This window comes from Bacillus alkalisoli (assembly GCF_002797415.1).
GTDB classification, from domain to species: Bacteria; Bacillota; Bacilli; order Bacillales; family Bacillaceae_I; genus Bacillus_CD; species Bacillus_CD alkalisoli.
The window spans coordinates 3,256,536-3,269,717 of the sequence record NZ_KZ454944.1 but is presented as its reverse complement, the minus strand read 5'-3'; the positions used below and the strand labels follow the sequence as shown (position 1 = coordinate 3,269,717).

8 protein-coding genes and 1 pseudogene are annotated in these 13,182 nt (G+C 37.4%); 6 read left to right on the top strand and 3 right to left on the bottom strand.

Annotation, left to right across the window (positions count from 1 at the left end; translation table 11 throughout):
- Window positions 1-32: 32 nt before the first annotated feature.
- The 4 genes and pseudogenes from CDZ89_RS16390 to CDZ89_RS16375 form a co-directional block, all read left to right on the top strand.
- Window positions 33-215, top strand: a pseudogene (locus CDZ89_RS16390) (gamma-type small acid-soluble spore protein); the annotation flags it as partial.
- Window positions 216-554: 339 nt separating this feature from the next.
- Window positions 555-809, top strand: coding sequence for a YgaB family protein (locus tag CDZ89_RS16385; protein WP_096155482.1), 255 nt, complete (start codon window positions 555-557; stop codon window positions 807-809).
- 139 nt (window positions 810-948) lie between these two features.
- Window positions 949-1,479: a nucleoside tri-diphosphate phosphatase gene (gene ntdP, locus CDZ89_RS16380; RefSeq protein ID WP_096155481.1), complete on the top strand. Its 531-nt coding sequence runs from the start codon at window positions 949-951 to the stop codon at window positions 1,477-1,479.
- A gap of 151 nt (window positions 1,480-1,630) precedes the next feature.
- Entirely contained in the window at window positions 1,631-3,376 is a 1,746-nt protein-coding gene (locus CDZ89_RS16375) for an ABC transporter ATP-binding protein (protein WP_096155480.1), read from the top strand.
- 50 nt (window positions 3,377-3,426) lie between these two features.
- Here CDZ89_RS16375 and CDZ89_RS16370 read toward each other — a convergent pair whose 3' ends face one another.
- From CDZ89_RS16370 to CDZ89_RS16360, 3 genes are all read right to left on the bottom strand, one after another.
- Window positions 3,427-4,521, bottom strand: coding sequence for an FUSC family protein (locus tag CDZ89_RS16370; RefSeq protein ID WP_096155479.1), 1,095 nt, complete (start codon window positions 4,519-4,521; stop codon window positions 3,427-3,429).
- Window positions 4,522-4,957: 436 nt separating this feature from the next.
- The gene (locus CDZ89_RS16365) at window positions 4,958-9,427 is read right to left on the bottom strand and encodes a glutamate synthase-related protein (protein WP_100334006.1); all 4,470 of its coding nucleotides are present in this window, start codon (window positions 9,425-9,427) and stop codon (window positions 4,958-4,960) included.
- Window positions 9,428-9,763: 336 nt separating this feature from the next.
- The gene (locus CDZ89_RS16360; RefSeq protein WP_096155477.1) at window positions 9,764-11,059 is read right to left on the bottom strand and encodes a glutamate-1-semialdehyde 2,1-aminomutase; all 1,296 of its coding nucleotides are present in this window, start codon (window positions 11,057-11,059) and stop codon (window positions 9,764-9,766) included.
- 291 nt (window positions 11,060-11,350) lie between these two features.
- On the opposite strand from CDZ89_RS16360, the gene CDZ89_RS16355 reads away from it, so the two are divergent.
- Together CDZ89_RS16355 and CDZ89_RS16350 are read left to right on the top strand one after the other, a co-directional pair.
- Entirely contained in the window at window positions 11,351-12,370 is a 1,020-nt protein-coding gene (locus CDZ89_RS16355; RefSeq protein WP_096155476.1) for an ABC transporter ATP-binding protein, read from the top strand.
- A gap of 18 nt (window positions 12,371-12,388) precedes the next feature.
- A complete protein-coding gene (locus tag CDZ89_RS16350; protein WP_096155475.1) occupies window positions 12,389-13,180 on the top strand; it encodes an ABC transporter permease in 792 nt (263 codons plus the stop codon).
- The last annotated feature ends 2 nt before the right edge of the window (window positions 13,181-13,182 follow it).

Sequence of the window (13,182 nt, the reverse complement as noted above, 5' to 3'; positions counted from 1 at the left end):
GGACATCTTAAATTTCGTGGAGGTGATTTCAAATGGCAAACAAATTCAATCAACAAGCTGGTAAAACTGCTTCTGGTACAAATGTTCAACAAGTAAAACAACAAAACGCTCAAGCTGGTCAGCAACAATACGGTGCTGAGTTCGCTAGCGAAACAGATGTTCAAGAAGTGAGAGAGCGCAACGCACAATCTGCAGCTCAGAAGAATCAAAACTCTTAATATTCAACAAAAACACTCCTTATCCAAACAGATAAGGAGTGTTTTTATTACATTTGGATAATGGTTATTTGCTAATGGAAGTTAGTAAATTACTTTTGATTATAAATCAATTAAAGAAGTATGATAACGCGAGTTGCGAGGCTCCCTGCCCCGCCCGCGGAAAGCTAGTGCCTCGTGCTATCATCAACAGTTAAAACTCGTTGTAAATTAAAGTAATAATATAAGTGAAGCACTCGACAAAACTTCTAATAAGTCAACAATCATAGTCAAAGGGATTAGCACACTCAAATAGAAATTAATTAGGGAGATACTTCGTGTACGAGGAGGAACTACATAATGGAAAGTTTTGATTTAGCAGTAGCAAAACAACTAAAAACAATGGATGAACTTCTCTTTTTACAATCAGAAATAGAACGATGTCAACAACTCGAAAAAGAACTTATACAATTAAAAAATGAACAAAAATTAGAATCCATTCAGCAAGAGATAGAGAGAATGAATATAGAATTAAAAGAAATTCAATTAATTTTTGAAAAACAGACAGAAGAAGCGATCCAATCTTATCAAACAATGGGGATTACGAGTGCTTAATATGAATTTCTTAATATTTCTGCCATCTTTTTTCAAGAAAGATGGCTTCTTTGTTTTAAAATCTAGTTACAACCGTTATAATAGGATAAAACGGTTCTTGAAGAAATTTAGTTTCCAGGAAGGAAAGTAGGGGAGAAAGATGGGCAGTCCCATGGAAGGAGAAACAATACAAATACATAGTTATAAACATAACGGCTTAATTCACAGAGTATGGGAAGAGACAACCGTTCTAAAAGGTTCTCAAAACTTAGTGATCGGCGGAAATGACAAAACAATTGTGACCGAATCAGATGGTCGGACTTGGATTACTCGTGAGCCAGCTATTTGTTATTTTCATTCTAAATATTGGTTTAATGTGATCGGAATGATTCGTGAAGATGGAGTTTATTATTATTGCAACATTAGCTCTCCGTTTATTGCAGACGATGAAGCATTAAAATATATTGATTATGACTTAGATATTAAAGTCTTTCCTGATATGACATTTATTTTGCTAGATGAAGATGAATATGAACGACATCGTAAAGAGATGAACTATCCAGAAGTAATTGATAAAATTTTAAAAAGCAATGTCGAAACATTAATTTCATGGATCCGCCAACGAAAAGGACCATTCGCTCCTGATTTCATTGACATCTGGTATGAAAGATATTTAACATATCGCGGATAAAGCAACACGAAAGCTTTTAAATGGACAAGTAGTAAAAGTTTATACTAGGATGAAACTACTTACCACAGTTTTTGACTGTGGTATTTTATATGTTTTTATGAATGGGGTAAAATACGCAAGAAGGAAATGGTTATATATTGGGGGGAATCCTTTGGGTAGTATTAGACGCTACTTACAATTTGTTAAGCCTTACACATGGCAAATTGTTGGAACAGTCATCATAGGAGTTTTTAAATTTGGATTGCCGTTACTAGTACCACTATTGCTGAAATATGTAGTGGACGACATTTTGCTTACGCAAGATATGTCTAGTGAGGAAAAATCAAGCGAATTAATGTTAATCATGGGAGTGGTTATTGCGGTCTTCATTTTATTACGACCGCCAATTGAATATTATCGTCAATATTTAGCACAGTGGACCGGAAGTAAAGTATTATACGATATTCGTGATAGCTTGTTTGAACATATTCAAAGATTAAGCTTAAGGTTTTATGCAAACAATCGAGCAGGCGAAGTCATTTCAAGGGTCATTCATGATGTAGAACAAACGAAGAACTTTGTTATAACAGGCTTAATGAATATTTGGCTCGATTTAGCAACTATATTAATTGTTATTATCATAATGTTCCAAGTTGACTTCATGTTAACAATCGTTTCCATCATTCTGTTCCCGCTTTATGGGATAAGTGTTAAATATTTTTACAGCCGACTACGTGATTTAACGAGAAAACGATCACAAGCGTTAGCAGAAGTACAAGGTCACTTGCACGAACGAGTTCAAGGAATGCCTGTCATTCAAAGTATGGCAATTGAAGATTATGAGCAAGAGCAGTTCCAAAAGCAAAATAAAAACTTTTTAAGCAAAGCGCTCGTACATACTAGTTGGAATGCAAAAACATTTGCTGTAGTAAATACGATTACAGATGTTGCACCGCTTTTAGTTATTTTTTATGCGGGTTACTCCGTTGTTCAAGGAACGCTTTCCATCGGGGAAATGGTAATGTTTATCGCCTATATTGATAGACTATACGCGCCGCTAAGAAGGTTAATAAACTCTTCGACGACATTAACCCAATCTTTAGCGTCAATGGACCGTGTATTCGAATTTGTAGATGAAAAATACGATATAACGGATAAAGAAAATGCTAAACCTATGAAGGCTGTACTAGGTGAAGTATCTTTTGAAAATGTTTCTTTCCGCTATGAGGAGAAAGAAGAGTATGTTCTTAAAAATCTATCATTAAATGTGCGTCAAGGAGAGACCGTCGCATTAGTAGGTATGAGTGGTGGAGGTAAATCTACTTTAGTAAGCTTGCTCCCTCGATTTTACGATGTAACAAAAGGTAAAATTCGTCTGGATGGAGTAGATATTAAGGACGTAAAAGTAAGACAGTTACGAAAAAACATCGGGATGGTTTTACAAGATAGTATTTTATTTAGTGATTCCATTCGTGAAAATATTGCGCTAGGTAGACCAGATGCAACGATGGAAGAAATTATTGAAGCTGCAAAAGCGGCCAATGCCCACGATTTTATCATGAACTTGCCAAAACAATATGAAACAAAAGTAGGGGAAAGAGGCGTTAAGCTGTCAGGTGGTCAAAAACAACGTGTCTCTATTGCAAGAGTATTTTTGAAAAACCCACCAATTTTAATTATGGATGAAGCTACATCGGCTTTAGATTTAGAAAGCGAACATCTCATTCAAGAATCATTAGAGCTTCTTGCTGCGGATCGAACAACATTCATTGTCGCACATAGACTTTCAACCATAACACATGCAGATCGAATTATATTATTGGAAAACGGTGAAATAGTGGAAGAAGGTTCACATGTAGAATTAATGAAAAAACAAGGTAGTTACTATAATCTTTACAGCATTCAAGAGCTGCATTAATAGAAAAATGGTGTTACAGGAGGATTTGTTGCCGCCTGTAACACCATTTTTTACTCTTCAATCTGTTGATGGATATTAAATTCATTATCATCCTTGTGGTAGTTTTGAAAACTATCTATAAGCTTATTCAAGTGATCCAGTTGTTCACTATAATCAATAATTCGAGAAATGAGAGGGAATAGGTGATACCATATTTCCTCACTACAATATTCTTCACAACTCCATTCGTCTTTTTGCAACATGAATTCGTCAATGAATTGCTTCTTGTTAAAACGTTCTTCTTCATACATTTCCGAAGTATTATGCTTCTTTATTTTCCCTACAAATTTAAGCAAAATTTGTTCATGATAGTTAACTAAGTGGTCTAATTCTGCCTTTAAGTAGTGCTGAAATTCACTCGGCATGTGATGCAGTTCATTCTCTAAGCGATGAAGCATCTTAAGTGTGAAAAGTGCCCGATTGCTCGTTAAAATAAGCTGCCTAAAAATAACGAGCTTTCTCGCTTTAGCTAATGAATTTGCTTTAAAATACGTTCGCTCCTCTTTATATAAAAGGAACAATTGCTCTAATTTTAATAACCGTTGACGTAATGATTCAATGTCATTTTTCAATAAATGGTGTTCGGATGCGTGTCGCATGTTAATTCGTATCCATTTTAAAATATCTTCTGTTGTTTCTCTCACTTTGTAATACAGTCTCGTTTCATATTTCGGTGGTAGGAATATTAAGTTGACTAAAAACGCACTTAAAATACCAATTAAAACGGTAGAAAATCTTATTAATGAAAACTCTAAAAAATTTTCACCAGGACTTTCCATAATCGCTATTACTGTTACAAGTGCTAATGGTATTGTGTTTTCGATTTTAAGCTTTAAATTAATGGCGATTACAAAAATAGCTGTTAAGCCAATGATAAAAGGATCGTTTCCGAACAATAAGCCAAATACAATCGCCAGAATTGCTCCTATAACATTTGCCTGTACTTGTTCAATAATAGACTGGTACGATTTATATATAGATGGTTGTATGGCAAAAATAGCTGCGATACCGGCAAACAACGGGGAGGGTAGATCAAGCCAACGAGCGACAAACAACGCCAACGTAATCGCGATTCCCGTTTTCAATATTCGGGCACCAAGTTTCATTTCAATATCAAATTCCTTTCGTACTACGGAAATTTAAAGTACATCATCACCTACGTCTAAATTTCCACATATTCCAATAATTAAACACTAATGTACTATACAATGATTACTATTGTATAGCAATAAGGAATATGTATATTTTTTCTTGTTAAAAAACGCTGTTGATTGGAGCGCAAGTCTCCGCTTTCCGCGGGCGAGGCGGGAGCCTCCTCGACGCTCTGCGTCTGTGGGGTCTCCCGTCTCTCGCTTCTCCCGCAGGAGTCTCCGACTTGCGCTCCAATCAACTGCTTGATTTGTAATATCAAATAGCTAATAGCTAACAATAAAAAATCCAGATCTAAACGCTATCTCGCGCTAGAAACTGGATTCAAATTTAGCTTAGCAGTTAGCTATTAGCTATTAGCTTTAAGCTCTTAGCTAACCACTAACCACTAAATCATTCCGTCGAAACAGCTGGATCTGCTTGTTCTTTAACTGGAATGACTTGAACGAAATTTTCTTCTAGGTTTTCTTTTAATCTCTCCAAATAAGCAACTTCATCCACTTGACCTTGCACATTAAGTGCTTCTATATAAGTGTTTAAAAGCTCACAAATTTCTTTCTTGCCTTTCTCACTTAACGTTTGTAAGCTTACTTTAGCGCCTTTTGCAATACGTCTTTGTATTGCTTCTTTTGTTAAGCCTAACTCAGGTTGATGGCGCAAATATACAACGCCACCGGTCATCCCTGCACAAATCCATGGACCAGGATCTCCTAAAACTAAGCCACGACCATTTGTCATATATTCAAAGGCAAAACCTTTTATGTTTGCCTTTACCCCAAGGTTTCCGTGTTCTTTTTCCGGGATAGCATGAACTAAACGGCCACCGATAATAATATCCGCTCCAGATAAACGTATTCCAGCACGAGCATCTGCGTTACCTTGTGCAATTAATGTTCCTTTTTGTGCACCATAACCGAATCCTTTACCGACAGACCCATTATAAAACACTCCATCTTTCCCACGATCTTTTAGAATAACCACTTTTCCACCAAAACTAGTTTTCCCAACACCATCTTGAGCCCCACCAGCTACGGTAATATTTACTCCGTTTGCATTGTAAGCGGCTAATCCATTACCAGGAATAGAAGATTCATATGTTAGCTCCACTTCTGGTAACTGGTTGTAAGTTCCATCTAAACGATTTCGTACACGATGGCAGGAAACTCGACTACCAAGAACACGTTGCTCAGCAGAAACACTTGAGAAGCTACGAGATTGTTGTAATTGGTCTATATGATAATCTAAATACTCCGCACCAGCAGCAACTAATAACTCATTTTCTTCCACACTTGCGGCCACTTCTTTTTGTGCTAGTTGCGGGACATCTAAAGCAGCTAGTAGGCCAGTTAAATCCATTTGATCTAACCCGCGAGCTTGCTCTAAAAGATCAGAACGGCCAACAATAGACTGTAAATTGTCAAAACCTAGAGAACCAGTTAATGCTTTCAGTTCACTTCCAAACGCAGTGAACAAATTCATTAACCCTTGAACAGCTAAGTCAGATTGACGAGGTACGAATCTACGTAAGCCATGGTCTTTTGCTTGAGCTTCCGATTCGATTTGAGTCGCAATACCAACATGACAAGTGTCTAAATGGCAGCCACGACATGTTGTACAACCAATAGCTATCATTGATAATGTTCCGAATCCAATACGGTTAGCGCCAAGAAGCATCACCTTCATACAATCTAATGCACTCTTAATTCCACCATCTGCCCAGATTTCGACTTTATTGCGTAGTCCGGATTCTAGTAAAGCATTATGTGCTGCTTTTACGCCAATTTCTACAGGTAATCCTACATATTGTAATGCGTGGATACGAGCAGCTCCTGTTCCGCCGTCAAATCCGCTAATTGTAATGATGTCAGCACCTGCTTTGGCAATACCAACAGCAATTGTGCCTATGTTTGGTACAACAGGAACTTTTACGGCAACTTTCGCTTGGTCATTTGCTGTTTTTAATTCAGCAATCATTTGTGCCAAGTCTTCAATAGAATATATATCATGATTATTAGAAGGAGAAATTAAGTCAGAACCAATTGTAGCATTTCTCGCTTCTGCAATTTTAGCTGTAACTTTAGAACCTGGTAAATGGCCACCTTCACCAGGCTTAGCTCCTTGGCCAATTTTTATCTCTAATAAATTGGAAGAGTTTAGTAACTCAGTATTCACTCCGAAACGACCTGAAGCCACTTGTTGGCCTCGTGTTTTCGGGTATTTTCCAAGCATATCTTTTATTTCTCCGCCTTCACCGTTTAAACTAACCATGTTTAATCGATCAGCAGCTTCTGCATATGCCCGAAATGCAATTTCGTTTTGCGATCCAAACGACATGGACGCAATGAGAAACGGAAGGCTGTGCTCGCCAACAGATAAGCTAACTTTCTTTTCATCAACAGGTTGACTACTTTTCTTCAAATCTGTTAAATGTCTTATCGTAATTGGATTCTTCGTTTCTTGTTCGGAAAGTTTTTCCCTGTAGTCCGCATAGTCACCAGTTTTTGCAACATCCCCAATCGCTTTCCAAATGCGAGGGAAGAGGTGGAATGACTTTCCAGGACGAGATGTTTCATCTTCAAAGTCAATAGCGCGTTCCTTTGCATCTTTTTCAAGAAATTCAAGGCTGTAAGAGAGGTCATTTGCGCCCAAGAAGTTAACAATGCCTAAGTACTCAGCGATTTCTTCATTTAAACCAATAGATGAAAATAATCTACCGTACCCTCTTAGTTCATGGATGCCGATAGTAGAAATGACTTTTTCTAATCCTTTTGTTAATGCTTGGAACAAGTGAATAGTGGGCTTTGTCGATTCGTCACTTACTGTTCCAAATAGTAAATATGGACTGATGACGTTAGCGCCTAAACCGAGTGCTACGATACAATCGTGTAACGATCGGATTGCACCAGAACGAAGGACAAGAGAGCAGTTACGTCTAATTTGCTTCTCTACTAAAGCTTGATCCACAATAGAAGTAACAAGATGAGGATCAATCCAATAATTACCGTTCCTGTGTGCGGAAGAATCATCTAAAATTAAGAGAGTTTTTCCACTCTGAACCGCTTGAACGGCTTCATCTTTAATTCGAATTAATGCTTCGCCTAAAGAATCATTTTCATGAAAAACAGTCGGTAAGAAATAAACTAATTGTTGTTCAATGAAAAGATTAATAACTTCATCATAAGATGGCTGCTCTAATGTAGAAGCACAGTCGTGCCCATTCTGACCTTCGATTAAAAGAGGAGCGTACAATTCTATTGTTAATGGCTGTTCGGTTTCTTTTCCCCAATTCGCTAACACTGGTCTAGCTCCTATTACGGCCCGCGTCGAAAAATGTTCTGTTTCACGATCACGGTCAATAGCAGGGTTTGTCACAACCGCAACGCTTTCTTTTATAAAATCAGCAATATTTTTTCTACCATCAGCAATTGCTGCTAGTGGAACGTCATGGCCTAATGAGCGAATAGGTTCGACACCTTTTTCCGCCATTTGTTCAACAAGTTGAATATGCTCACGATCCCAACCGAAAGCAGCGTATTGCCCATTGTGTACTTTTGGTAAAGGTGATACGGAAACCACTTTTTCTAATGTTGGTGGCTTTAATCGACTTGAAAAACCACCCACATTCACTTTTTTCGAAAAGCGGTTATAAACTTCTTCTTGGAAGGAATGATATTCAAATATTTTTATCGTATCTCCATCCCACTTCAATCCAACTTTTTCTCCAGGTGAGAAAGGCTTTGGTTCTGCTGTATATTCATTCGTAGGTATGATTCCAGGTTCGGAAGAAAAATAATACGATGATTCTGTTTGCAGCATCCAAAGTGGGCGTAACCCAAGCGAATCTAAGCTAAACACGGCCTCATCATTGTAACGAGAAATAATTCCAGCAGGTCCTTGAGCAAAATGCCCCCAACTTTCACGGATATAAGCATATAAATCTTGCAAGTGTTCAGGGTAACTTTTAATCTCATTTATGATAGGAGGGAAAATAATATCTAACGCTTCAAAAAGTGAATAGCCCTCTCTACTAATTAGAGTATCTATCGTTCTATTTAGGTCTTGTGAGTCACTACCTCCATCTGTTAAGGGAACGCCTAACATACGAGCTTCATCTCGAAGTTTCGCGATTGTATTAATTTCACCATTATGACCTAACACACTAAAAGGTTGAACTCTGAAGAAGTTAGAAAGTGTGTTTGTTGAGTATCTGTTATGCCCAAGTGTCATAGTAGACGCTACAAGAGGATGAGCTAAATCATGGTAGTATTTTGGTAATATATCTCCAGCTCCCATTACTTTATAAACGGCGTGGAAGTTAGAGAGGGAAGCAACATGAACTTCCACATTCTTTTCTATGTCAATCGTTAAATGAAATAAGTCATTCGCTTCACATTTGCCGTTTGTTGAAACAATTGCGAACTGCCAAAAGATTGGATTTTGCCTTAAAGCAATAGGACCGAGTGCTCCTTCGTTCGTCACTTTATTTGTTTCAAATATAACTTCAAAATGATAAGCTTTTAGAAGGCTAGTAATCTCTGTTTTCACTTCCGAGAAGTCTATTGTTCTATTAATAAATAGGTGTCCTACCGTAAAATCAGGACGATCAACTATAGAAGTATCTTCCCCGATACTGTCTAATTTTTCTTTCCATAATGCACGAGGGATATCAACGTGTAGCCCAACTCCATCCCCTTCACCATTAATAAAACCAGCGCGGTGATTCATTTTTACTAATGCATTTATACAGTCATCAATGTTATTCTTTGTAGGGATTTTTCTTTTTTCAATAGCGGAAACGATTCCACATGCATCATGTTCTTGATGATGGAAATCTTTAAATGTACTAGGACTCCATTTTTTCATATTGTGTGGCTAAAGGAATAGGGATTGTAAGAGGCCCCTAACTAGCCATTCACCTCCTGTATGATATTTTGGTAGAAAAACTTGAGGGTAGATAAGAAATGGAATTCCAAAACGGGTAGATATAATGTTAGGAATTTTTGCGAAGGGTATAACCTTTCTTATCTTTAAAATAAAACGAATTTTCAGACTTTAAAAACCATCATAACATTTCTATTCTACAAAATCAATTTTAATACATAAAAATGATGTAATTATGCGATGTAAGACTTGTGGTTGTAAGCGTTTTCATTGTTTTGTAAAGGAAAAGAGTGCCTGCTAGACACTCTTTTTGTATAATTATTCATTTGCTAATTGTTTAAATGCATTTTCAACAGCTGTAAGCGTGGTAGCAACATCCTCTTTTGTATGAGCGATTGTCACGAACCAAGCTTCATATTTCGAAGGAGCTAAGTTTATTCCTTGGTGTAACATAAGCTTAAAGAATTTAGCAAATTGTTCTCCATTTGTATTTTCAGCTTGCTCGTAGTTTACGACGATTTCGTCTGTGAAGTAAATGGTTAAAGCTCCTTTAAGACGGTTAATCGTAATTTGTATGCCGTACGTTTTCGCATGCTTTAAAATACCTTTTTCTAACATTGCACCAATGTGATCTAAATGCTCATATACACCTTCTTGTTGTAACACTTCTAGGCATGCGATTCCAGAAAGAATGGACGCTGGATTTCCAGCCATAGTACCTGCTTGATATGCTGGGCCGAGAGGAGCAACTTTTTCCATGATTTCTTTTTTACCACCATATGCACCGATTGGTAGTCCGCCGCCAATTATTTTTCCTAATGCAGTTAAGTCAGGCTTTACTCCAAGCATATCTTGAGCTCCACCATACATAAAGCGGAATGCAGTAATTACTTCATCGTATATAACAAGTGCTCCTGCTTCATGAGTAAGGTCGTTCACTTGTTGTAAGAAACCAGGTTTAGGTTCAACAATACCAAAATTCCCAACGATAGGTTCAACGAGAACGCACGCAATTTCATCTCCCCATTTTTCTAAAGCTTCTTTAAAAGGCTCGATGTCGTTAAAGGGCACAGTGATTACTTCTTTTGCGATACTTTTTGGAACTCCAGCTGAGTCAGGTGTACCTAATGTTGCTGGACCAGAACCTGCGGCTACAAGCACTAAGTCGGAGTGGCCATGGTAGCAACCAGCAAACTTGATAATTTTATCACGTCCAGTATAGGCACGAGCCACGCGGATAGTCGTCATAACTGCTTCTGTACCAGAGTTCACGAAACGTACTTTATCCATAGCAGGCATTGCTTCTTTTAACATTTTCGCAAACTTCACTTCATGAGGAGTAGGTGTGCCGTATAAAACACCTGTTTGGGCAGCATGTTGAATAGCTTTGGTAATATGTGGGTGTGCATGCCCTGTAATAATTGGACCGTATGCTGCTAAATAATCAATATACTTGTTTCCGTCTACATCCCAAAAATAAGCACCTTGTCCACGTTCCATGACAACGGGCGATCCACCGCCAACAGCTTTATATGACCTAGATGGGCTGTTTACCCCACCAACAATATGTTCTAATGCTTCAGCGTAAATTTGTTCAGATTTATTGAAATTCATTTATGTATCCTCCTAAGCGGAATCGATTATATTCAATTCATCATTTTATCATACTTTTGATAGTTACAAACATCTAGGAAAGTGTATTAAAATAGCGCGAATTGGTCATAAACCCATTTTTCAAGAACAAAACGAACACAAAAAATAGAAAAAGGAAGATATACATTAGCAATTAGAAACTAGTAATACCAAACACTTACCATTTGTAGGTTGAGCTCTTTTTGAGTAGACTAGTATATTGTGATGAAAAATGATTACTTTCAGCCAGTAGGTTGTTAGGAGGAAATAGATATGACGAAAAAAGTGATGGAAGTAGAATTATTGCGGAAAGAGTTTAAAGCATATTCTAGTCGCCCTGGATTGAAGGGGGCATTTAGAGATTTATTTACGAGAAACTATAAAGTTCTCCCAGCTGTAAATGATATTTCGTTTGAAGTTCGCCAAGGAGAAATGGTCGGTTATATCGGTGAAAATGGTGCTGGAAAGTCGACGACAATAAAAATGTTGACAGGTATCCTCACTCCAACATCTGGAATGGTACGTGTAAACGGTATGGATCCCCATAAAGAAAGGGAAAGATTTGTGCAGACCATTGGAGTTGTTTTTGGTCAACGTTCTCAACTTTGGTGGGATATTGCCGTTCAAGAATCATTTCGCTTACTTAAAAAAGTATATAAAGTTTCGGATGCGGATTATAACTCCCATATGGACCATGTTATTCGCACATTGGATCTAGGACCTTTATTAGATAAGCCAGTTCGAAAGCTTTCACTTGGTCAACGAATGCGTTGTGAATTAGCAGCAGCACTCATTCATAATCCACCTCTATTGTTTTTAGACGAACCAACAATTGGATTAGACGTGTTAGTTAAGTTGAAAATTCGTCAGTTTTTAAAAGAGATAAATGAAAAATATAAAACTACCATTCTGTTAACTACGCATGATATGGCAGACATTGAAGCACTTTGCGATCGAGTAATCATGTTAGATGAAGGAAAAATAATATATGACGGAGGTTTGCAAGATTTACGAAGAAACTGGGGAGATGGCAAACAGATTCAGTTCCAGTTCAAAGACCCGGTAACGGTCCAAGCACTTCAAATTATGACAAGCTATCTTGATGTGGAGTGGAAAGAAGGAGAAAAACCTAACACGTGGATTGCTTATGTTAGTAAAGAAAGTGACCAAGTTTCAGCTCTAATTAGTAGTGTAGTAGGGAAATATTCCATTACGGACGTAAGCATTCAAGAAATCTCTACAGAAGAGATTATTAGAAACATATACGATAAAGGAATGCTTGTTCATTCGTAGTAAGGAAGGTGAGAAAAGATGGACAAGTATATAGAAATGATACGAATTCGTTTCTTAATGATGCTAGCGTATCGAACGAATTATTATAGTGGAATTTTAATTTATAGTATTAATATTGGTGCTTATTATTTCTTATGGACGGCTATTTATGGCGGAAAAGAAGAAATAGAAGGTTTAAGTGCACTGCAAATGACAACATATGTAGCTGTCGCTTGGATGGCTCGTGCGTTTTATTTTAATAATATTGATCGGGAGATAGCACAAGAGATAAAAGAAGGTAAAGTAGCGGTAGAATTGATTAGGCCGTACAACTACCTTGGAATGAAAACGATGCAAGGATTGGGTGAAGGAATATTTAGGTTAGTATTTTTCTCCCTACCAGGTATGGTCATTGTTGGCTTAATATTCCCGTTGCAATTATCTAGTAACCTATCAACTTGGGGATTTTTCGCTCTCTCGTTAATCTTTAGTTTTATCATTAACACACAGATAAACTTGCTAACTGGTATGATGACGTTTTTCTTATTTAATAATGATGGATTAATTCGTGCAAAACGGGTTGTCATTGATTTATTCTCTGGACTTTTACTACCAATCAGCTTTTATCCATTATGGGCGCAAGATGTTATGGGGTTTTTGCCTTTCCAAGCGATTAGCTATATTCCGAGTATGATTTTTACTGGTGGTTTTGAAGGTTCTGAGATGTGGAATGCGATTTTCTTACAAGCTGTTTGGGCGATTATCTTAATCTTGCCAATACAAATGCTTTGGAGATTAGCGAAAAAACAGTTGATCGTGCAAGGAGGGTGAGA

What these genes read in the sequence shown, in the direction of transcription:
- CDZ89_RS16385 (WP_096155482.1), top strand. Translation starts at nt 555, where the DNA reads ATGGAAAGTTTTGATTTAGCAGTAGCAAAACAACTAAAAACAATGGAT.
- CDZ89_RS16370 (WP_096155479.1), bottom strand. Translation starts at nt 4,521, where the DNA reads ATGAAACTTGGTGCCCGAATATTGAAAACGGGAATCGCGATTACGTTG.
- ntdP (WP_096155481.1), top strand. Translation starts at nt 949, where the DNA reads ATGGGCAGTCCCATGGAAGGAGAAACAATACAAATACATAGTTATAAA.
- CDZ89_RS16350 (WP_096155475.1), top strand. Translation starts at nt 12,389, where the DNA reads ATGGACAAGTATATAGAAATGATACGAATTCGTTTCTTAATGATGCTA.
- CDZ89_RS16365 (WP_100334006.1), bottom strand. Translation starts at nt 9,427, where the DNA reads ATGAAAAAATGGAGTCCTAGTACATTTAAAGATTTCCATCATCAAGAA.
- CDZ89_RS16355 (WP_096155476.1), top strand. Translation starts at nt 11,351, where the DNA reads ATGACGAAAAAAGTGATGGAAGTAGAATTATTGCGGAAAGAGTTTAAA.
- CDZ89_RS16360 (WP_096155477.1), bottom strand. Translation starts at nt 11,059, where the DNA reads ATGAATTTCAATAAATCTGAACAAATTTACGCTGAAGCATTAGAACAT.